This is a genomic window from Nocardia miyunensis NBRC 108239, assembly GCF_001613065.1.
GTDB classification, from domain to species: Bacteria; Actinomycetota; Actinomycetes; order Mycobacteriales; family Mycobacteriaceae; genus Nocardia; species Nocardia miyunensis.
The window spans coordinates 517599-540353 of sequence record NZ_BDBQ01000001.1 but is presented as its reverse complement, the minus strand read 5'-3'; the positions used below and the strand labels follow the sequence as shown (position 1 = coordinate 540353).

Below are 22755 nucleotides of genomic sequence, written 5' to 3'. Positions count from 1 at the left end.
TTGCGATGCCCGGGTATAGATGGCGGCGCCAGGTGTTGTTGGCGGCCGAGGCGGCCAACAGGCCAAAGGAAAACTCTTGACGAGCTTGTCCACTCGGTTACGTGGGCCGACGCTCCCGACCGCGTAATACGACATGTGGTGGTGTCCGGCGCGGGCGAGCGTGTCCAGGTATTCGCCATAAACGCGTGTGTGCTGCACCTGGCTGGGCATGTCAACGACGAGCGCGCCTTCACCGGCAGCCGCTCGGTCGCGCAGAGCGCGCAGTTCGGTGCTTTCGGCGGCCAAGATGGTGCGCCCCGCCCATGGCAGACCAGGGTGGACCTCGCCTGAGGCATCTTTCCCGTCAGGGCCGAGCAAACCGGGAACCGCCGCGCCGATCGCCGCCGCGACACACACTGCCGCGTTGATCGCCCGCCCCGGCGGCAGGTCCGCGTCGACGATCACCACCCATTTCAGGCGGGCCGCGCGGGTCGGCTCATCGATCCTGATCTCCTCGGGTGCAAAACCGGCATCCGAACCTGGCTCCCGCCGCCAGCATCCGTAGCCGGCTGATCCCCCATGAGACAGGCACGAGGAGGGTTCTACCTGCCCCCGGGTCGCGTGGTCGGCGGGGTGCACGGTCATGAGTCGGCGGGCTGCACGGTCATGACCCGAGCGGTGCGCGCGGTCGCGAGCTGACTGTCCGAAGGGCTCGACCTCGCTTCGGGGCCGGACCTGGAGAGCCGGCCGGTCAGGGCGTCACTGTGGCCGGTGAGTGCAAGTCGTCGATGATGGTGCGGCGAACGTACTCTTCCATCGGGTACGGCGCGTAGAGCGTGAATCTGTCGATCATCCCTGCGAACCGGCGCTTGACCTCCGCGCCGATCACGCCGGGGTCGCCGACAACCGCGAAAGTGTTGAGGATCGTGTCATCCACCAGATCGGTCATCGCTTGCCAATCTCCGGACTTGGACAGGCGATGTAGTTCTGTGCTCAACTCGCCCCAGCCATGAAGTTCCAGCACTGGACGATAGGCGGGGGTGGCGCCATAGAAGGCGATCTGCCCGCGTACAGCTTCGAGCGCCTGATCGAAGGCGCGTTCATCCGCGCCGGTCGCGATCAGTCCCGGATAGCTCGTCGTGAATTGTATGCGTTCGCGTCCGGAGGTCCGCAGTCCCGAATCGAGCAGTGGAACTGTCACCTCGCGCAGATATCGCTCGGTGGTAAAGCCATGTAGCACAACGCCATCGGCAACTTCTGCGGCAACTCGGGTCATCTTCGGCCCGACCGCGGCGAGCAGAATTGAAGGTGTCCCCCAGGGATTTCTCTCTGGGCGGAACATCGGGGTCATCAGTGTGTGCTGGTAGAAGTCGCCACGGAAGTCGAGCCGCTCGTCGGACTGCCAGCTGTGCCAGATCGCGCGCACTGCCGTGATGAATTCCCGCATCCGCTCGGCCGGCGCCGACCAGGGCATGCTGAACCGCCGTACGATATGAGCTTGGATCTGCGATCCGAGGCCGAGGATGAACCGCCCGGAACTGAACGCGTGCAGATCGTTGGCCACCATCGCTGTCGTCATCGGATTCCGGGCGAAGGCCACCGCGACTGCTGTTCCCAGCTGCAATCGCGATGAGCGCCGTGCGGCGGCCAGCAAGGGGAGAAACGGGTCTCGAGCGACTTCTGTCGACCAGACACCGTCGTAACCCAGCCGGTCGGCGAAGTCGACCTGGCTGTCGATAACGGTCAGATCGCCGCCCCCGGTTCCGTCGATAGACCCCCCGATATTCCCGTCTACCAGCACAGCTGCTGTCCTTCCGCGATCGAACATTACAGTCAGCACTGACTGTACATTGTCCGAGCGTCGTAGGATCGAGGTCATGACCGCCACGCGAGCCGAGAGCTATCTGCAACAGCAAGAGAATCGCAGCCGAGCCAGTCGTCAGCAGATCCTCGATGCGGCCGTGAAATGCCTGGTCGAATACGGATACGCCGGAGCGTCGACCCTCCGGATCCAGCAGTTGGCAGGTATCTCCCGGGGGCGTCTTCTGCATCACTTCTCTTCGCGGGACGAGCTCCTGGTCGGGGCCGTCCAGCACCTTGCCTCCGGGCGGGTAGCGGAGCTCCGAGTGGAGGTCGGGGCGATGATCACCGCACCGGTCGAGGATCCCGCCCGCATCGACGAAGCGATCGACCAGATGTGGACGAATTTCCATCAGCCCTTCTTCTGGGCGTCCATCGAGCTCTGGTTGGCGGCTCGACACAATGACTCGCTCCGGGATGCGTTGCGACCGGCGGAGCGGCAGTTGCAGAAGGCGATTCACGAAACTCTCGCGGTGATGTTCGGGCCGGTCTGGTCCGCCCGACCGCGCTATCAGCAGACGATCGACATACTTTTGTCCAGCATGCGGGGAATCTCGATGGCATACGGATTCGACCCGCGCACTCCGGTACGAGATCCGCACCTTGCGCAATGGCGGGATACTGCGCGAGTTCTGCTCGCCGAGTAGACGCCTATATCCATCGCCGAAGGGCATCGCATGGTTTTCGACACCATAGTGGTTGGAGTTCCGAGCCCGGTTCGGCGAGCAGGAGAAGGCCGCTGTGCAACCTAGGGCCGGTGTCGCTCCGACCCGCCGTGGGGCGGACTCACAGCCCGAGCACGGTCCTTCCGGCATCGGCGAGAAGCCGACGCAGACGATCCTCCGACAGGCCCGTGTTGTGGAACAAGGTCGACTGAATCGCACCGATGGCAGCGTGAACGACTGCTCGCGCATCGGCGTCGGAAAGGTCGTCGCGTAGTTCGTCGAGCAGGTGTACCCACTCCTCGATGTACATCCGCTGCTTGCGTCGTAGCCTGCGGCTGTCCTCTTCTGGGAGATTGTTGATCTCGTTGTGGTAGACCTGCGCCAGTTCGCGATCGGCCACGACGAACTCGACCTGGCCTTCGATCAGGCGGTTGAGCGCCAGTCGCAGATCCGTGACCGATTCCACGATGCTGTGTTCATCGAGAAGCAGGTTATCGATCGCCTGCTCGAACAGTGCTACGAGCACGGCCGACTTGCTGTCGAAGTGGCGGTAGATTCCCGAGCCTGTGATTCCTGCCGCATGGCCGATATCGGACATGGATACAGCATGAAAACCCCTGCGAGCTACCAGGTCTGCTGCGGCAACGAGGATGCGGTCTTTGCGTGCGGGGTCGCGGATCCGAGCCGGTGGCTCGACGTCGCGGGCTGTCTGCTCGCTGATGGCTCACCTCCGGGTCTGCGGCGACGACGGTCCCAGCAATGTTAGCGGCAATTGACTACGAATGGGTAATCTGGTCGACCTGCCGCCTAGCGGCGGGGAGTTTGGCCCTGCAATCGCTGTTCGGCAGGTCGTGGCAAACCGTATGCTTGAGTTTAGTGAACTGCCAGTAACAAATGATAGCGAACTGCGACCGCCGGATAGGTCGGCGCATCACAAATCCGATCGAATCAACTTTCGCTTCCGTCCGACTCCCGACCAAGATCACCAAGGGGGCTGCGCTGCCGTGCGGCCGGAATCGCCATGGCGTGAAAATTGATCGAGGAGGGCGCACAAGCACGCGGCACAAGGTCGCCCCCGGCGAACTCGTCGCGCTCGTCCGCACCGGAGTGCTGTTCCACAAGGGCGAACTGCTCAAACGCCCCCTCGACACCAGGCCGGGATCGTCAACCTGCCCGGCCGACACCATGTAACGGAGGTCGCCTGAAACTTGCCGATCCACAGACTTGACAATATCTCCCTCTTGGTGGCTAATCGGGGTCGACGAATGTCGGGAGCTTCTTCGAGACGGCGGCTGTGACCGCGGCCACCTGGTTCGGTTTTCCGAAGAGTTGTCTTTGCAGATCGGTCTCGAGCGCCAGGGCAGCAGCAGTGTCCGCCCCGGTCCAGGTTTTGTTGTAGAGACGCTTGGCTGCTCGAACCGCATCCGGAGACTTCTGGGCGATCTCCTCCGCCAGAGCCAGTGCAGATGCGAGGGGGTCTTCTGTTGTCCGAGTCACCAGACCGAGTGTTTCGCCGTCCCTTCCCGAGACGATCCGACCGCTGAATGTCAGTTCTTTTGCAACATCGATGGCCATGAGGCGCGGCAACGATTGTGTGATAGCCATATCCGGCACGAGCCCCCATTTGACCTCCATGATGGACAGTCGCGCATCAGGTGCAGCGATACGGATATCGGCGCCCAATGCGATCTGCATGCCGCCCCCGAAACAGTTGCCGCTGATGGAGGCGATCACCGGTACCGGAACCCTCGACCAGTCGTAGGCGGCACGTTGGGCAAAATTTGCTAAACATCCCTGTTCGCGAACGAGTAGTGTGTCGATTCCAGAAGAACTAGTTAGGAAACTTTCAATGTCTATACCTGAGCAAAAACTCACACCTTTTCCATGAAGTACCACTGCCCGGACTCGTCTGTCATGGGTCAACCGGTTGGCCGCGTGGATCAAGCCTTCGAACATTGCGAAGTCCAACGCGTTGTGCCTGTCGGCGCGCGCCATCGCGACAATCGCGACACCGCTTTCGCTTACTCGAATACGAACGCTTTCTTCGCTCATGCTACTCACTATACTTTGCTGATGATGCGGTCCGCGCTAGAGGTGGCTTACTCTCATGGGTACAGTCTATTTTTCTCCGCATCGCCACATTCTCCCCGAAGTGCCGGAATCGATGCCCTGATAGTGAATTTCCCGGGAACGGTTCCTTAATCTGCAGCGGGCGTCCCGTTCGTCGCCGCTGTGCTCCGAGAAAAAATGGCTCGCACGATGGCCGTGGCAGCGGCCGAACCCCTTGAAGAGGAATCGGGTAGAAGTGAGTACATTCCTGGCGCACCAGCGGCGGACCCGTGATCGGCACCGGCCGATTACGACCTTGAAATCCTCGGTTCAGGTACTGTCCCGTTGTGGGCATTATATTGCTGCAGCCAACGTATGCGGAGTTGGCTCGCCATCCGGATCGGCCTTGGACGGAGGCTTGGGTAGGAATTTGCCAGCCCAGATGACAGCGATGGAACACAGTGCCAAGGTAAGGGCTGTGGCAGCCCAAACAATGCCGCTGGAAAATGTGGGTGCGCTGAGATGGAGTGCGATGATGAGAGGCGAGCCTATGCCGAAATTCGCACCGAACATTGTGATCGGGAAGGCTGGGAACAGGCTTAGCAGGCCCCATCGCGTGGAAACGTGTCGCCAGATATGGACTGCAAGTACGGTGAAAAATATAACCTGAGTCCCTTCGAGGACGCCGATCGCCAGCGGATAGTTCCAGATTCGAAGTTCGTACGGTCCGTAGTAGGTGTATACGTTGGTTCCTGTGCCGACGATCTCGAAAATGCATGATGTGATGATCTCGGCGACCCAGACTGCAAGCAGTCCGATGCGGTTCAGCCGCCCGGCATATATGCGTCGACCGACATATATGCATGCGCTGGAATACAGGATTATATATCCACTGTGGGTCCAATTCGGCTGGACTACTCCGAATGCCGTGAAATGTGAATACATAGCTCCTGGTTTGCCATTATGCACATCGTAGAACCAGAGGTCGAACGCGACGTCGTACAGCGGCTCCGCGAAGGCGGCGACGCCCGCTGCTAGGCATGCCAAAATATAGAATGGGGTGCGCTGGCGGAGACACATACGCAGAGCTATGATAAGCATTACGGCGACGATGGCCCAGCTTGTCCATGTAAAGATGTTCTGCCACAGCAGGTCGAGTTCATGTCGCATGACATCGGGAGGGGTGCGTCCCACGGTGCCTCCTTGGCTCTTGAGTGCGTATGTCCTGATAGGTTCGACATAATGGTCTAGCTGGGAGTGTGAGCGCCGAATTCGGCGTCATAGGTGTTCATTCGCATTTGACGAAGGTCCGCGCCAGTTTGGGGGCAGGGTGCGATAGGCGATGTCGCCGTGGCCGGTGATCCAGTTGATGTCGGCGGCACCAATTTCGGCCCAGAATACGTCCCGGTCCTCGGCTGCCCGGTCTTCAGGGACGCATCGGCATTGGCTGCGGCGGCCGAATCTATCATCGGCGGATATACACCGCCCTGATCAACGATGTACTCAGACATCACCGCTCTTCTCTCGGGGTTTGTTTCGTGTCGGATGACGGTGGCAACCAGGCTGTTTCGACTATCGGTTGCGAACCCTGTAGTTTCTGAGGGCATCACGAACATATGGCTACGACTTGGACTGGGCGGCAATCTATTTGAAGCAAGGGCGGGTGGAGGCGGATATCCTACCGGTAGCAGCGGATGATCATGGAGTCGTCGGCATATACGTCACGATCTCACAAGCGAATCGACGCTACGACTATCCCCGGGATGAGACGCATCCTCCCTCGGGGAGACTGTGTCGGTCTCAGGGGAATAGATCGAAATCGGAGAAGTGCCGGCCAGCGTGCCGCAGGACCACTACGGCAGCTTCGAACCGAATGAAGCACACCCGCCCGGCCGGTCCGGTGCAACGAACAGATCTCCGTGAAAGCGGAAGGGGCTGCTGCACGATGAGGTGTCAGTGGTTAAGCAGCTCGTAGGGCTGCTGGGGTCATGATGGTTTCGAATTCGACTGGGGTCAAACGGCCGAGGCGGGCTTGTCGACGTCGGCGGTGGTAGGTGCGTTCGATCCAGGTGACGATTGCGATACGTAACTGCTCGCGGGTGTCCCATCGCCGCCGGTCGAGGACATTGCGTTGCAGCAGGCTGAAGAAGCTTTCCATGGTCGGTGAGGCTCGTTGCGGCGAGCTTACTGAAGACGAAGCCGTCGCAGTCTACCCGCGAGGGCGTCATCCTCCAGCAGCCTCGATTCGAACCAGAAACCTGCCGGTTTTCCCTAAGGAACTGGTTACCATCCGACGATGGCATTGACATCGAGATTTATAATCACAGCAAACTCGTCGCCGCTCATCAGTATTCGATAAATCGCGTTCATGATGGACCCGTCATGGACCCGGCTTGAAGTCTCTTCCCGGGGCATCCAGCTCGATAGCCGCTCCCAATTAGTCGCCCGCGCGACCATTGTCGCCGGGTGACGCCACCACGGTTGTCACGGCGATGACTCTGCAGCAGCAGAAGCAGAGCCTGGGCTCGGTGTTCGCCGCCAGCGCTCCGGATCCGCTCAGCTCCTTCCTGCAGCCGTCTGGGCTGCCGGGGCCGAGCATCTCATATCGGTTCTCGCGTGCCGGCATATGCATCTGTACGGCCCGCGTTGCATGTCGGCAGCGGTGGTTGCCAACAGTCACGGGAATACTACTGGCGCCGATCGCAGGTGTCGCGACCGGTGCCAGGAAACGGACGTGTCTCTATTTATTGGGCAGGACGGGCAGGCATCGGCGAATTGATCGTGGTGAGATACTGAATCGCGGCCGCGATGGCGATCGGCGCTGTCACAAACAACTGGCCCGCGACAGTCCCGAGAGCAGCAGCGGCGATCATGCCGCCGATGCACCCGACGGCAGCGGCCGGAATGAACGCGCCGAACAGCCCGATGATCGCGGCCGTGGCCACCGTCGCACCCGCGATACCGCCGAGCAGGCAGCCTATGGCCGCGCCGCCGACGGTGCCGACCGCGCCACCGATCACCGCACCGGTGGTGATGGTGCTCGCCAATCGGGACCAGGCGGACTGCTCCCGGTCATACTGGTTCTTCCAGGGCGCCTGATCTTCGTAGGGCAGCGCCACGGGTCGATAGGTGGCATGTGCGAGATCGAATTCCGGGGTCAGGGTGGCGGTGTGATCTTTAATGGCCGCGGCGATCGGAAATACGAAATCGTCCACTCGGAAGGACAAATCGGTACCGGCGAGCACCTTGCCGCTGGTAGATTTTATCTTGAATGCGCCGTCCTCTATGGCCAGCGAGCCTCCGTCGGTCCGGATGACCATAGAACCGTTGGACGGCTTCGCTGTGTAATACACCGGCGCGTCCACAGCGTTCGGACTGGCGCCGGCGGTGGCGGCGGGGGTGCCGATGGCACTCACCACCAATGCGGATACAACAAATTTCCTCATCGTGTTTTCCTTCTCGAGGTGCCCTCGAACTCTGATGGTCGAGAGTCGATTAAGATCCCGGCGCGCGGGACGAGCGACGTTGATGAATCGGTCCGGCACAGCGGGCCGAGACTCAGCTACTCAGGGGTGGCCGGTGACAAGCCGAGTCGGGGTCGCCAGAGCATTTCGCTTGTGTCGCAGAGCGTGGAGAATCGCGATGATCGTGATCGCCAGTCCGACGGCCGCGGAGACCGACCAGGTCATCTCGTAGCCCCTCTCGCTGACGACCCCTGCCGATCGTGCGGAGGTGAGGAGGGCCGAGATCGCCGCACTGCCGACGGCGCCGCCGACCACGGAGGCCAACTCGTACATGCCCTGCGCGACGCCGGCTTCGCTGGGGGTCGCGAGTTCGGCGACCACGGTCCTGGTGGAGGCGATGATCAAGCCGGCGCCGGCGGAACTGAGGACATGGCAGGCGATGAACGCGGCGGCATCGCGGTGGACCACGATCATCCCGGTATAGCCGGCGGTGACCATCAGCGCGCCGCACGCCATCATCCACCGAAACCCGACGATCCTCCCGAACCGTGCGGTGCAGGCGGCGAGTATGGTCGTGCCCAGGATGCCCCCGCCGATGACGAGGCCGGCGATCGACGCGTTCAGTCCGAGCCCGTAGCCGACCTTGTGGGGCGACAACGACAGATAGGTGGAGAGCGCGACTTGGCCCCCGATGCCGCCGAAGTAGAAGCCGACGCCGATCGCGTAGGGCGGCAGCAGCTGGGGGCGGAACAGTACTCGCAGGTCGACCAGCGGTTCGCGCATGCGCAGTTCGGCCACGATCCATCCGGCGATGACCGTCACGCCCCCAGTGATCGCGCCGATGGTGGCGGCCGACTGCCAGCCCCAGGTGCCGCCCTGGTTCACCCCGAGCAGCAGGCTGGCCAGCCCGATTCCGAACAGAACGGCTCCCGGCCAGTCAACTCGGCCGGCGTGCACGGGGGTGGGCTCTGCTCGCCGGCCGCTCCACAGCAGTCCGAACCCGACGACGGTGCCCACCGCGGGAAACCACAGTGCCCAGGACGGCCCATGCCCGGGCCGCGCCAGCATTCCGGTGGCGAGCAGGCCGACCGAGGCCCCGAAGCTCAGGACCGCGTTGACGTAGGCGTATCCGCGTCGGCGAACGTCCGCGTCGGCGAACCGTGTCTGCACGACGCCGAACGTCAAGGGCAGGAGCGCCGGGTACGTGCCCTGTAGAACCCGGCCCACCAGGAGGACCGGGAACGTGGGGGCAACCGCGATCAGCACCGATCCCAGAGCGACCAGGCCGACGACGAGACGCAGGATCCGCCGATGACCGTAGAGATCGCCGAGCCTGGCGAACAGCAGCGTGGAGGATGCGCCGGAGACCGTGAACATGATCAACGCCAAGGACAGCGTGCCGACCTGGAGGTGATACCTGTGGGCCAGGCTCGGGTACAGCGGGATGAAGTACATCTGGACGATGCCGCTGAACAATTGGATGAATAACAGACTCGTGAGCGCGGGCCAGAAGGTGCTCCGCACGGCCGTCGATGGGGTAGCTGTTGTCATTGCTGCTCAATCTCGTACGGGTTTAGCAGGTTCAGCTCATGGGAGGGTGCTCGCGACGTGGAAACGCCTGCTGGAAGGCGGACGCCAGACGAAAGATCTGGGCTTCTGCGCGGGGTGGGCCGATGATCTGCAGTCCAACCGGCATGTCGTCGATGAAGCCACAGGGCACGGAGACCGCCGGAAGACCCAGAAGGTTGCACAACACGGTATGACTCGTGTAGGTGACGGCGTACTCGGCTGGCCGGGCGGTCCAGTTCTCATCCCACGTACTGACCGTCGGCGCGATATGTTGACTCGTCACTGATAGGAGCAGGTCGTATTCGCGGAACAAGGTCCGGAACCCGTCCAGGTTCCGGGCGCGCCATTCGGCGGCGTGCTTGTATTCGGCCGGGTCGACGGGGATCGCAGGCGCCTTGCCCGATCCGACGTCGATCGAGTACACCTCCGGTTCTCCCGGGGCCGGGCCGCCACCGCGATTCGCAGGTTCCCACGTCTGATCGGTCGATGCCACGGTCGCGCCGAGGTCGCGCAATCGAAAAGCGCTCTGCCGAACTAATTCGATCACCCTCGCGCTTTCCGCCGAGGCTTCCCGCGAGGCATACCCGAAGTCGTCAGTCCATGCCAGCCGCATTCCCGCAATCCCGTCGGTGAGGGCCGCAAGATAGTCGCCGGGCTCATCGGTGATGCAGATATAGTCACGACCGTCCGGGCCGGCGAGAACCTGGGTCACCAGCGCGGCGTCCCGCGCGGATCGCGTCAGCGGGCCGTTGGTCGCGCTGAACCGCAACGAGGGCCGGGCGTAGTTCACGTGCGGAATCAGCCCACGAGTGGGGTGGACGCCGAAGATCCCACTGTATGCGGCGGGCAGCCGCGTCGACCCGCCACCGTCGCTGCCGATTGCGACCGGGAGAAGCCCCGCTGCGACGGCGGCGGCGCCGCCGGAACTGGACCAGCCGGGAACGCGGCCGGTATCCCACGGGTTACGTGCCTCGCGATCCCAGTTGTAACTGGACATCAGCGCGGCCTCGGGGTTGGTCTGCGCCGTGGCCGCACCTCCGGTGCCTTGCATAGTGTTGGTACCGACGACGATCGCGCCCGCGGCACGAAGGCGTTCCACGGCGATGGCGTCATACTGCGAAATACCGGATTCGCCCTTCCTCGGAAAGCTGTAGGGAAGGCCGGCCACCGCCAGATTTTCCTTCACCGAAACCGGAACCCCGTGGAGCGGACCCAATGCCTCGCCGCGCTGGCGAGCTGCGTCGGCGACCTCGGCCTGGCGACGGACGGTGTCCGGATCCAGGTGTGCGAACGCCCGCAACTGCGGATTCAGCTTCTCGATACGGTTCAGGAAGTGGTCGACCACCTCCACCGACGAGACGTCACCGCGCCCGATGAGCGCGCGGAGTTCCCCTGCGGATAACCAGGTCAGTTCTTCACTCATACGACTGTCCTGCACCTTTCGACGATGCGATAGATTGACCTACTCGGTCAAAGTATTCAAACTTTGACTTGGTCGGTCATACTTGTCAAGTGGTGGCGGGTGCGAACAAAGAAAATGGACGGATGATCGAAGCCGACGCGGTGGATCGGATCGATACCTCTGCGGCGTTGAGCCCAGGCTGGCGGGAACGGCGCCTGCGGGTGGCTTACACCATCCAGCAGGCTGCCTTGAAGTTATTCGCCGAGCGCGGGTACCCCCAGGTGACGGTGCAGGACGTCGCCGCGGCGGCCGGGTGTTCCCTGCGGACCGTCAGCAGGCACTTTCCGGCCAAGGAGGATCTGCTGCTGGACTATGAGCGCCAGAAGAACCGGATTATGCTCGACGCGTTCACCGCGATCGCTCCCGCTCGAGACCCGGTCGCCGCGATCTGGTCCGCGTGGACCGCCCTTGCCCGTCAGCGCCGGGCTTCCTGGCCTGAATATCTCCTGTGGCAGCAAGCTGTAGCGACCGCGCCGGAGGTGATGGACCGGGCAAGCGGCGAACGGCGCAGGATGTTGGAACAAGCACTCGCAGGCATCATCGACAGGTCGTTCGGTGCGTCGCCCGCGTTCGATATCCGCCCGCAGACGATGGCGGCCGCGCTGGCCGCGGCCAACTCGGCCGTTGTCGAATACTGGGTGCGAAGAGGCGGCAAAGATGACCTTGATGCGCTGTATCGTGCTGCGACCGAGCAACTTGCCGAGTTGGCCTTCACGATCACCTCCCAGGGTGGCCTACCGATGGGGGCTGCCGCGGGACCGCCGGTCCAGATGGACGGCGGCCGGTAATCGCCGCCGTGCGACGACGCTGGCTCAGCCGATGGAGAATCCCGCGTCCACAGGGAGGGAGACCCCGGTGATCCGCTTCGCCTGATCCGAGACGAGGAACGCGACGGCGTCGGAGAGCTGGGCTGCAGGATCGCGATCGGCGGCGCGTTCTGAATCTGTGCGATGGCCAGGTTCGCCGGTAGACCAGCTCGGTTTTGAGGGTGGAGAAGAAGATCTCCATCAACGCGTTGGTGTGTCCTGAAGGTGACAGGAGGAAAGCGATCGGGCGCAGGTTGGGTCGGTTCGGACTGGCTCTGCACCCGGACAAGACCCGGATCGTGTACTGCAAACAGGAGAGTCGTGACCTTGATTTCCCGCTCACGGAGTTCACCTTCCTCGGGTTCACGTTCCGGCGCCGGGCGGCTCGCTTGCGGGATGGGAGGCTGAAATCTGGTTTCCTACCCTCGGTGAGCAAGCAGGCGAAGAAGAAGATGGCCGCGACCATCCGGAACTGGCAGTTGGGTCGTTGGACCGCGCTGAGCTTCACCGAGGTCGCCGCGATGATCAACCCCGTCGTGGCGGGCTGGATCAACTACTACGGGCGCTTCTACAAGTCCGAGTTAGTCGGATTCTCGAAGCGACAGATCAACCCGTTCCTAGTGAAATGGGCAGTCAGGAAATACAAACGGTTCCGCCGCGCGACCAGGAAGGCCCGGAGGCAACTCGTCGAGATCGCCTCGGCTTATCCGGGCATGTTCGCCCACTGGAAGCACGGCGCATTGCCAACCGGTTAACAGCGGGAGCCGTGTAACGCGAGAGTGTTACTAAGGAGTTCGGAAGTAGGTCGTGTCAGGCGGTGATGTAGGCCAGGTGTGGATCGCGGAAGAATCCGCGGACGAGGGCGGGTAGTTTCTGCAGTCGGCGCAGGGCGCCGGTGGCTTTGGTTTTGAGGTCGTCTTTGCTGGTGACACCGATTTTGCCGATCCGGTCTGCTTTGACGTTCTTCCATACCCATTCGTCGGGGTTGAGTTCGGGTGAGTAGCCGGGCAGGAAGAACAGCCGTAGCCGGCCCTCGGTGCCGGCGATGAACTGTTTGGTGAGGTTGGCGCGGTGGCTGGGGTGGCCGTCGACGATCAGGAACACCGGGCCGGGAGCGTCCTCGAGCAGGCGTTTACAGAATTCGATGAACACGCTCGCGTTGACGGTGCCGTCGTGGAGCATGAACCGCAGCGCGCCTTGTGCCGAGACCGCCGAGAGCATGTTGATCGAGTATCGGGCCCCGGTGTTCGCAACGACCGGCGTCTGCCCGGCCGGCGACCAGGTGGTGCCCGCGTGGTAGTCCGAACGGATCCCGGCCTCGTCGGCGAAATACACTGTCGCACCGGCCTTTTTGGCTTCGGCGCGGATCGCGGGGAACATCTCGGCCTTCCACCGCGCCACGGCGTCGGGGTCCTGCTGGTAGGCGCGGTGCAGTGGCCGCTGCGGCGAGAGCTTCAACGCGTCCTTGCCGCCCTCACGCGCCTTGGCCAGCCACCCGTAGACGGTGTTCTTGTGAAATCCCATGGTCACGGCAACTTCTTCGGGGTGCGCGCCCGCCGCGACCTGCTCGATCGCCCGCATCCGCAGGACTTCGAGGGTCGTGTGATCCAGCTTCCGGCCGTCGTTGTCGCGCACCTGTGGAATTCTCCCAGGATGCCGCGAGAATCCAGGGAATTCACCCAGCGAGTCTCGACCTACTTACGAACTCCTTAGTAGATGACAACCAGGGACGGCTGGCCAGCAATCCACGCGCCATGGATGCCTGGCCGCTGATTGCGGCTATGGCCGTTTTGGAGCTGTAGGTCTACAACGCTCGGCATCAGAACCGGGCCGCCGCTCGAGCCCGTGGGCTTGGCCGGTCCACAACTTGCGCCCAACCTGTGAGACGAGAAAGCGCTGCGCCCACCTCACCATCATCTGCGTGCACCCCTGCCTGGCGCCCGGCCGCCACCCTGCACGCGCGGCGAGAACTCCGGCAACAGCGGCGCGGCCAACTCCCAGAGCTCGTTCGGTACAAGACGACAACTCGTCCACCGCGATCGAACATCATGTAACTCGACCAATCTCGGTGGGGTCGGAGCGAATCACATCCATGTGAGAACATCAGACCGTGTGATTGATCTGATTCGCAGCGGCTGCACTACAGGTCACTCCCGGTAGTTCAGGCGAGGTCGCGGCCTCACTGAACTACCGGGAGTGGTCGAGTCGGAGGGTAGTCAGGCGAGTTCCTGGCGGCCGATCCGCGCGTACGTGTCGGGCCGTCGCTTTTTGAGAACGAGCGCGTAACCGATACCCAGGACCAGTGCCGCAACGAATACACCGATGAGTATGTTTGCGGCGCTTTGTGATCCGCCCACGAGGAATGCGGCGTTCTTCGTGGCGAGGACGAGGGCGATAGCGAACCCGGCGCCGGCGACGAGGGGTGCGATGGTGGTCTTCCACGGACTGATCCCGTTGTCCGGGTGCTTGCGGAAGTACACGGGAATCGCGGCGCTGGTGATCAAGAGCAGGATGAGCAGTGCGTAGAGCGCGATCCCTGCGAGTTTGGCGTAGAGAGCGTTTCCATTCGCCCTGATGGCGAGCACGACGACGAGGAAGATGATGGCGATAGCGCTGGTTGCGAACGATGCGGTATGGGGTGAGCCGTGCTTGTGGTGCACCATGGCGAGTTTGCGGGGGAACACGCGGTCTCGGCCCATCGAGAACAGGTAGCGGGCGGTGATGTTGTGCATGGCCAGAACCGCGGCGAAGATGCTGCTGCACAACAGCGCCGTGGTGATGTCCAGAGCTGTCTTTCCGAGGTACTCGTTCACGGAGGCCATGACCGAACCGACCGGATCGGCCGCCGTTGCCTTGACCACGGTGCTGGGGCCGATGCCGAGAATGATCGCAAACGTGGTCACCGAGTACAGGATCGCCACGACGGCGATGACGATGTATGTGGCGCGCGGAATGGTTTTCTCGGGCTGTCGTGCCTCTTCGCGGAAGACGGCGGTGGCCTCGAATCCCGCGAACATGCCGATGCCGTACAGGACCGCCAGGCCGACCGAGCCGCCGAGGACGTAATGGAGCTGGAACGGCGCGGAGGTGTAGCCCTCGTGGCCTCCCCGGGCAAAGACCGTCGCGTTGTAGATGGTGATGACCAGAACCTCGAGGCACATCGCGACGGTAAGGATCCTGGCGGAGAGCGTGATGCGGAAGTAGCCCAGAACTCCGACGAGCGCGATCAGGATCACGTTGTAGATCCACCACTTCACCTCGGGTCCGCGGAAGACGTCGTGGACCAGTCCATTGAGCGCGGTGGCGCCGTAGATGAGGCTGGAGACGTAGAGGAAGATGTAACAGATCAGGGCTACGAAAGCCGCACCCAGTCCCGTTGATCGACCGAGTCCGGCGGTGACGTAGGCATAAAAGGCGCCGGGATTGGGGAGGTGCCTGCTCATGGCGGTGAAGCCGACGGCGAAGACGAGGATGACCAAACCTGCGGCGAGGTATGTCATCGGCGCGCCGAGCCCGTTGGCGTAGCCGATGACGACGGTGAGGTAGCCGGCGAAGACAGATAGTGGTGCGTTGAAGGCGAGGACGGTGAAGACGAGGTCGAAGGTGGTCATCGACCCCGTCAGGCCGCTCGAGTCGGGGCCTGTGGATGGTTCGGCGGCGGCAGTGTCCGCTTGTGCCTGCGGTGTGGAACTCATTGCAGTTGTCCTCGCGTGGAAGGTCGGAGAGGGCGATGGGCTGTGGTCGGAGACTGGGAACCCGTGGATTGGGCATGTGGTCGCCGGAAGGGGCTTCAAGGGGTTGCCCTGGGGCGGTCTGCGCGGATGACTGTCGATCAATCGACTTGGTCATTTGAACGTGACGGCCCAAGTGTTGCGCCTTGGAGGTGTGACGTCAAGCACTGAAACGTAGTCTTTACATCCGTGGTGCAGTAGCAGGGTGCGGAATGCCCGGGCGGCCACAGACGACATCCGTGGGTCGGGCTGAAGTCGTCGAGGGTCTGGGGAATGGAGTGCATGCGCCGGGTTGACAGCGGAGTACTGAGGGGCGACGATGGCTCGATCGGCCTGATCATTTGGCCAAGTCATTCGATCAAGTCTCGAACTGCCGATCAGTTCGGTATCTCTCCTAGGAGTCGCACTCATGCGCCCAGTCAGAGCGGTTATTTATGGAGCAGGCACGATGGGCCTGCTCGCAACCCGGCTACTCGCCGAGAAGGGAGTTCACGTCGTCGGCGGCATTGCGCGCAGCGAGGCCAAGCGAGGCGTGGATCTGGGGACGATGGCAGGGCTGGATCCCATGGGTGTCCCAGTGGACACCGATGCCGCACGGGTCCTCGCCAGCGTTCGGCCCGACGTGGTCATGCTCGCCACGGCGAGCTTCATGCCGGAGATCTACGACCAGCTCGCGCTCTGTATCGACGCCGGCGCGAATGTGCTGACGATCTCCGAGGAAACCTTCTACCCCTGGAATACGTCTCCGGCCCTTGCCGCACAGATCGATCGGCTCGCCAAAGCTCATGGGGTGACCGTCACCGGCGGTGGCCATCAGGATTCGTTCTGGATCCATCAGGTGAGCGCTCTCATGGGAGCTGCGCATCGCATTGATTCCGTCCATGGATCGGCGACATGGAACGCCGATGAGTACGGAACCGACGTCGTGGCCTCCAAACACGTCGGCGAGACGCTCGAAGAATTCGAACGTTCCAGCACCCGTGATGACGCACCCCCGACATACGGCCGCAACGTACTCGGCGCATTGGCGCAGGCATCCTCGCTGACCCCGGTGACGTGGGAGTCGACAGTTCGGCCCGTCATCGTCGACCACGACAGGCCCTCGCAGGTGCTGGGACGCACCCTGGCCGCGGGCGCGGTGATCGGCTACGCGGACGTCGACACGATGACCACCGCCGAGGGCCCCGTTTTCACCTTCGAAATGGCCGGCTACGTCTTTGGTGAGGGCGAGTCCGATAAGAACGAGTGGAGTATCTCCGGCGAACCGGACCTGTATCTGCACAATGGCGTGGTCCCCAGCTACACCACCACGTGCACGCAGTGGGTCAATCGCGTACCCGACGTCATCAACGCCCGTCCGGGCCTGGTCACGGTGGATGAAATGCCGCCGCTGGCCTACCGAGCACTTCCGCTGCATCGATACGTCCACGACGGCAAGCTCGACTGAATTTCCACCCCCGCCGACCATCGACATCCTGAGTGTCGCACGTCATGATCAAATGATCAAGGCATACGGTCAACAGCACTGCCGGGCTTGGAACGTTCATGACCGGCGCAAGCAATGCCGCACGCGCACAACAGTTTCGGAGCCGTTCATGCCTGCGATATCGAATACAGAACTGACACCGCTGTCGTTCCTGGAACGCTCGGCACGGGTATTCCCGACGAAACCTGCCGTGGTGTACGGAACGACATCGTGGACCTACCGCGAATTCGACGACGAACTCCGGCGCATCGCACGCGCGTTGAGCACCAGCGGCATCGGACGCGGAGACCGGGTCGCCTACCTGATGCCGAATCTCCCCGAGATGCTGGTCGCACAGTACGCGGTACCCGCTGTGGGAGCCGTGCTGGTTGCCATCAACATCCGGTTGTCCAGCGACGAGATCGCCTACATCCTCGGCCATTCGGGTGCCTGCCTGCTCGTCGCCGACGCCGAATACGCCGACACGGTCGCCGCGGCCGTCAAGCAGGTACCGACTGTGTGTGCGGTGGCGGATCGCCGTAGACGGGGCCGTTCACCGGGACGAAAAGGGCGCGTCGAAGTTCGCGGCGGAGCTATTCGGGTTCACCGACTACCGGGACCTGCGCGACCGTGGGTCAGCCGCGAACGACGTCACCATTGACATCAGCGAGTTGGATCCGATTGCGATCAACTACACCTCGGGAACTACGGGACGTCCTAAAGGCGTGGTTTACTCCCATCGCGGCGCGTACCTGAACTCGTTCGGTGAGATCGTCCATTCATCGTTCACCCCACAGATGGTGTACCTCTGGTCGCTGCCGATGTTTCACTGCAACGGCTGGTGCACGACCTGGGCGGTGACCGCGATCGGTGGCACTCACGTCTGTCTGCGTGAGGTCCGTGGTGAAGTCATCTGGCATGAAATCCGAACCAGGGCAGTCACTCACCTCAGCGGTGCACCTACGGTCGTCACCACGATCCTCAACACTCCGGGGGCTGGCACACTTGACCACCCGCTCACCGTAACCACCGCGGGCGCACCGCTGAGCCCCGCGACCATTCTGGAAATGGAGCAGAATGGGTTTCGACATCGTGCATGTGTACGGACTCACCGAAACCTATGGGCCCTACAGCGTCTGTCAGCCGCAACCAGCCTGGGCTGCAATGACTTCGAACGCGGGGGCCGCACTGCGGGCAAGGCAGGGAGTCGGCATGCTCCAAGCCGAGCGGTTGCGCGTGGTCGGAGCCGATATGCGTGACGCCCCGGCCGACGGTGCCACAGTGGGCGAAATCGTGATGCGCGGCAACAACGTCATGCTCGGCTACTACAACGATCCGGACGGCACGAGTAGCGCGTTCGACGGCGGGTGGTTTCACTCCGGCGACCTCGGTGTGGTTCACCCTGACGGATACGTCGAATTGCGTGACAGGGCCAAAGATGTCGTCATCTCGGGTGGCGAGAACATCTCGACGATCGAAGTCGAACAGGCGCTCATGAGCCATCCCTGTGTTCTCGAAACCGCGGTGATCGGTGTACCGGACGAGCAGTGGGGCGAACGGCCACGCGGCTATGTGGTGTTGAAACCCAACACCGACGCCAGCGGGCCAGATCTGGTCGAACACGTAAAGCAGCGAATCGCGAGGTACAAGGCTCCTGGTCGTGGACGCGTTGCCAAGACCTCGACCGGCAAAATTCAGAAGGTCATCCTCCGCGACGAAGCCTGGGCCGGCAAGACTGCCCGAATACAAGGCTGACGGACATAGCCCGCGCCCAGGCTGGGCGCGGGCTTTTGTCTAGGCGCAATAGCCATTGGTGGCCTTGCGCGCCATGACGATTCGGCTGATGACCGTGTTCGAGGTGAGCTCGAGCAGGGTTGCCACGAGCTGGACGACATCGCTCACCGGGATCATCGAATCCGCGGGGACCCGGTCGGTGACCCACGCCGACAAGTCGGTGTCGACATAGGCGGGTGCCAGAGCGGTGGCGGTAATCCCGTTCCTCGACTCCTCGAGGTTGACGGTTTCCAGCAGGGAGAGCAGCGCGGCTTTGGAGGCGCCATAGACGGCAAGGCCTCGTTCGGCGTATGCCCCGGTGATGGATGACAGGCCGATGATCTTCGCACCGCGCACCGGATCGTCCTGGGCCGCTCGCCGCAGCAGGGGGATCGAATTCTGGATGAGGACCATGGCCGAGGCCAGATTGACCTCGAGGGTCTTATCGAATCGAGTCATGTCGAACGAGGAGATATTGCCGGCAGTGCCGACACCGGCGTTCACGATCAACGCGTGCATCGACCCGAACTCGTCTCGATGTGCCTCGACCAATCCTGGAAGTGCCGGCCGGTCCGCCATGTCGGCCGCCGGCGCGATGACCCGCACCGCGCCGGCCGCCAGCAGTTCGTCGCGGACGCCTTCGAGAGCTTCGGCGGTGCGGGATGTGATGGTGAGTCCGTAGCCGCGTGCGGCGAGGACGAGTGCGATTCCGTGGCCGATGCCTCGGGAGGCCCCGGTGATCAGTGCCGTTCTCATGACCGCACCCCCAGGGACTCGACACCGGCGGCGAGGAGGGGGCCGACTGCGTCCGCGGCCGTATCGAAACCCGGCCCGGCAGCTCCGCCCACCCGGTATCGGTGATCGATCCCGGCCGCGATGACGGCGATCTTGAAGTGGGCCAGTGCCAGATGGAACTCCCAGTCGACCAGATCCACGCCGCCACTGCGCCGGTAGAGCGTGGTCAAGCCATCGGGATCGGGAAGGCGGTCGCTGGTCCAGGCTGATTTCGTGCCGAGGATCAGATCGAGCGCCGGGTGGCGGTAGGCGCACATCATCGCCACGTCGGCCGCCGGATCACCGATTGTCGAGAGCTCCCAGTCCACGATCGCGGCAACGCGGATCGGGTGATCGGCGATCCGCAGTATCGTGTTGTCGATCCGGAAGTCGCCGTGGACGACACTTGAACAGCGCTGGCCGGGAAGGGATTTCGCCAGGCGGGACCGCAATTCCTCAGCCACGGCCAGGAGTTCGGGGTCCGCTGCCGCCACCAGTTCCCACTGGCTCGCCCAGCACCGGAGTAGTCGCTCGGCGTATTCATCGAGGCGACCGAAATCACCCAGCCCGGCCGCGCGGTAGTCCACGCTGTGTAAGGCCACGAGACTCTCGACCAGCGCGGACGCGCTGCCGGAGACGGCATTGTCGTCGAGCTCCGACAGATCGAACCGGGACTGCACGCTCACCCCTTCGACGAACTCGGCAACCGCGAAGGGCAGTCCGACCACGCTCTCTTCCTCGCACAGCAGCACCGCCTTCGCGACCGGGACATCGGTTCGGGCCAGGGCGTCGATGACGCGGAATTCCCTCGCGACATCGTGGGCCGATGGGGGGCGGCCGGACCGAGGCGGCATGCGGAGCACCCAGCTCGAGGTCCCATCGTCGAGTCGGAACGTGAGGTTGGAGCGTCCGCCCGCGATGAGTGTGGCACTCAACGGACCGCAGACTCCGCCGCCCGCCCGCCGCAGTCGATCGGGAACGAACTTGAGTTCCCCGGAGGTGAGTGCGTTCATCGGTGATCACCGGCGATCGTTCGTACCGCCCGCTTGGCGAGGGACCAGCGATGGACCTGCGACGGGCCGTCATAAATTCGGAAGGGTCGGATCTCCCGGGCTATCTTCGCGACCGGAAGATCGGTCGACACGCCGAGCCCGCCGCACATCTGGGTAGCCCGGTCGACAACACGATGCAGCGCCTCCGCGGCGAAGGTCTTCGCGATCGAGCTGGACTTCGATGCCCGGCCGCCGTCGTCCAACTCGTGGCACGCCGTCAGTAACAGGGCACGGGTCGCCGCGAGGTCGATCTCGTTGTCCGCGATCATCTGCTGGACCATCCCCAGGTCACCGAGCGGGCGCCGAACGCTTCCCGGTTCGCGACATGGCGAACCGCTACCTCTTGCGCACGCCGCGCCGCGCCGGTCCAGCGCATCACATGGGTCATGCGTGCAGGTCCCAGCCGCATCTTTGCGTAGCGGAAACCTTCGTCCACGCCACCGAGCACATTCTCCTCCGGAACGAAGGCGTCCGCGAAACTCACCTCGCAATGGCCGCCGAGCATGGCCTTGTCCACCGTGCCGACGTGGCGCACGACCTCGAGCCCCCCGGTCTCGGCGGGCATCAGGAATATCGTCACCCCACCCGCGCTGCCCGGCTCTCCCGAGGTCCGCGCCATCGTGATGAAGAAGCCGGCGCCGTCGGCTCCGGTGATGAACCACTTGCGGCCGTTGACAACCCAACCCGCGGAAACCTTCGTCGCGGTCGTCGTCAATGCCGTCGGATCCGAGCCGGCACCCGGCGCCGGCTCGGTCATGGCGAAAGCCGAACGGACGACGCCCCGCGCGAGCGGCTGAAGGAACGCCTCACGCTGCGCGGGGGTGGCGACGTGATCGAGCAGGTGCATGTTGCCCTCATCGGGCGCGGCGATATTCAGCGCGAGCGGGCCGAACAGCGAATAGCCAGCCTCTTCGAACACCCCGGCGCGCTCGGCCATTCCCAGGCCTAGGCCGCCGCAGTCCAGCGGCGCGTGCGGGGCGAAGACACCGAACTCCCGTGCTGTCGCCTTTAGCTTCTCGCGCACCGAGTCACCGCCGGCTCGCTCGATATCGCCGTCGAACTCGTCCTCGAGGGGCAGAACGTGTGCCCGGATGAAGTCTCGAACTCGGTCGACGAGCGGTGTTGGGGATTCTGCGATCATGGCGTGGCTCATTTCGGGTCGACGTACAGCGTGCGCATGGCTTACGACTCTTCGGTCAGTGTGTCGAGAATGTAAAGGTTGGCCAGAGTGCCACCATCTACAATCAGGTCGGTTCCGGTGATGCCCGAGGCCAGTGGACTCGCCAGGAACACCACCGCATGGGCGACCTCCTCGGGTGTCACCAAGCGGCGCATGGGCACACGGTCGAATGCGGTGGACATCTTCTCGAGCAACCGGGCGTCCACAGCTGCGGCCACCATGTCGGTCGCGGCATAGCCCGGGCTGACGCTGTTGACGCGGATACCCAGCGGCGCGAACTCGACGGCCGCGGCCTTGGTGAATGCGATGAGACCTGCCTTCGCGGTGATATAGCTGGAGTACGGGCCATCGGCGCCGTGCGCGTCGATCGAGGCGATGTTGATGACCACGCCGCCCTCGGTCATCAGGCGACCCGCCTGCTGGGTGGTAAGGAACGGCGCGGTGAGATTGATCCGCAGAACTCTCTCCCAGCCTTCCTCCGTCGCATCCACGATCAGCGCCTCGTCATCGATGCCGGCGTTGTTGACCACGAGGTCGACTCGGTCCTTCCACCCGAGGACGGCGTCGAATATTGCCTTGACACCCCCGGGCCGGCCGACGTCACCGACGATTGCCAGTGCCTCGTGCCCCTCGGCGGTCAACTCCGCTACTGCCGCGTCGAGAACTTCTTTCGATCGCCCGCACACGGCCACGCGGGCTCCGGCCTGTGCAAGCTGACGTGCGATGGCCAGGCCGAGTCCGCGGCCACCTCCGGTCACCAATGCGACCTTGTTCTCCAGACTCGTCGTGCGGGGCGCCGAACCGCGCCCGATGCCATCGACCGCCTCGGCGGAACTTGCCACGACCTCGTCCATGCTGCTCCTGACTGATAAATTTCTCGGCCCTCACGGATAGCGCCGGCCGAATATACGAATCGACACGGCCAG

18 protein-coding genes and 5 pseudogenes are annotated in these 22755 nt (G+C 63.3%); 7 read left to right on the top strand and 16 right to left on the bottom strand.

Features of this window, described 5'->3' with window-relative positions; translation table 11 throughout:
• Together NM2_RS47130 and NM2_RS02455 are read right to left on the bottom strand one after the other, a co-directional pair.
• Window positions 1-447 (bottom strand): DUF2000 domain-containing protein (locus NM2_RS47130; protein WP_218025830.1); only part of this gene is annotated, 447 nt, incomplete at its 3' end.
• Between the two features lie 283 nt (window positions 448-730).
• Window positions 731-1780 carry a TIGR03617 family F420-dependent LLM class oxidoreductase gene (locus NM2_RS02455; protein WP_067663156.1) on the bottom strand — a complete coding sequence of 350 codons (1050 nt, stop codon included), beginning with the start codon at window positions 1778-1780 and terminating at the stop codon, window positions 731-733.
• Between the two features lie 76 nt (window positions 1781-1856).
• On the opposite strand from NM2_RS02455, the gene NM2_RS02450 reads away from it, so the two are divergent.
• Complete coding sequence (locus NM2_RS02450) at window positions 1857-2486, top strand: TetR/AcrR family transcriptional regulator (protein WP_067663153.1); 630 nt, start codon at window positions 1857-1859, stop codon at window positions 2484-2486.
• 139 nt (window positions 2487-2625) lie between these two features.
• On the opposite strand, the gene NM2_RS02445 is transcribed toward NM2_RS02450, so the two are convergent.
• Window positions 2626-3156, bottom strand: a complete 531-nt coding sequence (locus NM2_RS02445) for a TetR/AcrR family transcriptional regulator (RefSeq protein WP_281033112.1) — start codon at window positions 3154-3156, stop codon at window positions 2626-2628.
• A gap of 374 nt (window positions 3157-3530) precedes the next feature.
• Here NM2_RS02445 and NM2_RS53340 point away from each other — a divergent pair, with 374 nt between their 5' ends.
• On the top strand, window positions 3531-3695 hold the full coding sequence (locus NM2_RS53340) for a hypothetical protein (RefSeq protein ID WP_174575589.1): 165 nt from the start codon (window positions 3531-3533) through the stop codon (window positions 3693-3695).
• A gap of 57 nt (window positions 3696-3752) precedes the next feature.
• Here the strand turns inward: NM2_RS53340 and NM2_RS02435 are convergent, their stop codons facing one another.
• The 3 genes and pseudogenes from NM2_RS02435 to NM2_RS47125 all read right to left on the bottom strand — a co-directional run.
• Complete coding sequence (locus NM2_RS02435; protein WP_067663147.1) at window positions 3753-4556, bottom strand: crotonase/enoyl-CoA hydratase family protein; 804 nt, start codon at window positions 4554-4556, stop codon at window positions 3753-3755.
• Window positions 4557-4907: 351 nt separating this feature from the next.
• Window positions 4908-5747 carry a hypothetical protein gene (locus NM2_RS02430; protein ID WP_067663144.1) on the bottom strand — a complete coding sequence of 280 codons (840 nt, stop codon included), beginning with the start codon at window positions 5745-5747 and terminating at the stop codon, window positions 4908-4910.
• Between the two features lie 766 nt (window positions 5748-6513).
• A pseudogene (locus NM2_RS47125) lies at window positions 6514-6711 on the bottom strand (IS3 family transposase); the annotation flags it as partial.
• 282 nt (window positions 6712-6993) lie between these two features.
• On the opposite strand from NM2_RS47125, the pseudogene NM2_RS51320 reads away from it, so the two are divergent.
• Window positions 6994-7230, top strand: a pseudogene (locus NM2_RS51320) (thiolase C-terminal domain-containing protein); the annotation flags it as partial.
• A gap of 67 nt (window positions 7231-7297) precedes the next feature.
• Here NM2_RS51320 and NM2_RS53335 read toward each other — a convergent pair.
• The 3 genes from NM2_RS53335 to NM2_RS02415 form a co-directional block, all read right to left on the bottom strand.
• Window positions 7298-7999 carry a DUF8020 domain-containing protein gene (locus NM2_RS53335; protein WP_067663141.1) on the bottom strand — a complete coding sequence of 234 codons (702 nt, stop codon included), beginning with the start codon at window positions 7997-7999 and terminating at the stop codon, window positions 7298-7300.
• A 120-nt stretch (window positions 8000-8119) separates the two neighbouring features.
• Window positions 8120-9568 carry an MFS transporter gene (locus NM2_RS02420; RefSeq protein WP_084530391.1) on the bottom strand — a complete coding sequence of 483 codons (1449 nt, stop codon included), beginning with the start codon at window positions 9566-9568 and terminating at the stop codon, window positions 8120-8122.
• 31 nt (window positions 9569-9599) lie between these two features.
• The gene (locus NM2_RS02415) at window positions 9600-11009 is read right to left on the bottom strand and encodes an amidase (protein ID WP_067663135.1); all 1410 of its coding nucleotides are present in this window, start codon (window positions 11007-11009) and stop codon (window positions 9600-9602) included.
• Between the two features lie 122 nt (window positions 11010-11131).
• On the opposite strand from NM2_RS02415, the gene NM2_RS02410 reads away from it, so the two are divergent.
• The gene (locus NM2_RS02410; RefSeq protein ID WP_067663132.1) at window positions 11132-11836 is read left to right on the top strand and encodes a TetR/AcrR family transcriptional regulator; all 705 of its coding nucleotides are present in this window, start codon (window positions 11132-11134) and stop codon (window positions 11834-11836) included.
• 24 nt (window positions 11837-11860) lie between these two features.
• Here the strand turns inward: NM2_RS02410 and NM2_RS51310 are convergent.
• Window positions 11861-11953, bottom strand: a pseudogene (locus NM2_RS51310) (SDR family mycofactocin-dependent oxidoreductase); the annotation flags it as partial.
• Between the two features lie 83 nt (window positions 11954-12036).
• Between NM2_RS51310 and NM2_RS02405 the strand changes: the two are divergent.
• Window positions 12037-12609 carry a group II intron maturase-specific domain-containing protein gene (locus NM2_RS02405; RefSeq protein WP_067663129.1) on the top strand — a complete coding sequence of 191 codons (573 nt, stop codon included), beginning with the start codon at window positions 12037-12039 and terminating at the stop codon, window positions 12607-12609.
• 55 nt (window positions 12610-12664) lie between these two features.
• On the opposite strand, the gene NM2_RS02400 is transcribed toward NM2_RS02405, so the two are convergent.
• Window positions 12665-13489 carry an IS630 family transposase gene (locus tag NM2_RS02400; protein WP_067663126.1) on the bottom strand — a complete coding sequence of 275 codons (825 nt, stop codon included), beginning with the start codon at window positions 13487-13489 and terminating at the stop codon, window positions 12665-12667.
• 581 nt (window positions 13490-14070) lie between these two features.
• A complete protein-coding gene (locus tag NM2_RS02395) occupies window positions 14071-15549 on the bottom strand; it encodes an APC family permease (RefSeq protein ID WP_218025829.1) in 1479 nt (492 codons plus the stop codon).
• A 445-nt stretch (window positions 15550-15994) separates the two neighbouring features.
• On the opposite strand from NM2_RS02395, the gene NM2_RS02390 reads away from it, so the two are divergent.
• Window positions 15995-17032 carry an NAD(P)H-dependent amine dehydrogenase family protein gene (locus tag NM2_RS02390; RefSeq protein ID WP_067663120.1) on the top strand — a complete coding sequence of 346 codons (1038 nt, stop codon included), beginning with the start codon at window positions 15995-15997 and terminating at the stop codon, window positions 17030-17032.
• Window positions 17033-17180: 148 nt separating this feature from the next.
• Window positions 17181-18805, top strand: a pseudogene (locus NM2_RS02385) (AMP-binding protein).
• 39 nt (window positions 18806-18844) lie between these two features.
• Here NM2_RS02385 and NM2_RS02380 read toward each other — a convergent pair.
• The 4 genes and pseudogenes from NM2_RS02380 to NM2_RS02365 form a co-directional block, all read right to left on the bottom strand.
• Window positions 18845-19579, bottom strand: a complete 735-nt coding sequence (locus NM2_RS02380) for an SDR family NAD(P)-dependent oxidoreductase (RefSeq protein ID WP_067663117.1) — start codon at window positions 19577-19579, stop codon at window positions 18845-18847.
• Window positions 19576-20610 carry a phosphotransferase family protein gene (locus tag NM2_RS02375; RefSeq protein WP_067663114.1) on the bottom strand — a complete coding sequence of 345 codons (1035 nt, stop codon included), beginning with the start codon at window positions 20608-20610 and terminating at the stop codon, window positions 19576-19578. Before NM2_RS02375 ends, NM2_RS02380 begins: the two co-directional genes overlap by 4 nt.
• A pseudogene (locus tag NM2_RS02370) lies at window positions 20607-21790 on the bottom strand (acyl-CoA dehydrogenase family protein). The gene NM2_RS02375 and the pseudogene NM2_RS02370 overlap by 4 nt, the downstream one beginning before the upstream one ends.
• Window positions 21791-21831: 41 nt before the next feature.
• Window positions 21832-22683 (bottom strand): SDR family NAD(P)-dependent oxidoreductase, encoded by an 852-nt coding sequence (locus NM2_RS02365; protein WP_084530389.1) that lies wholly within the window; start codon window positions 22681-22683, stop codon window positions 21832-21834.
• Between the last annotated feature and the right edge of the window lie 72 nt (window positions 22684-22755).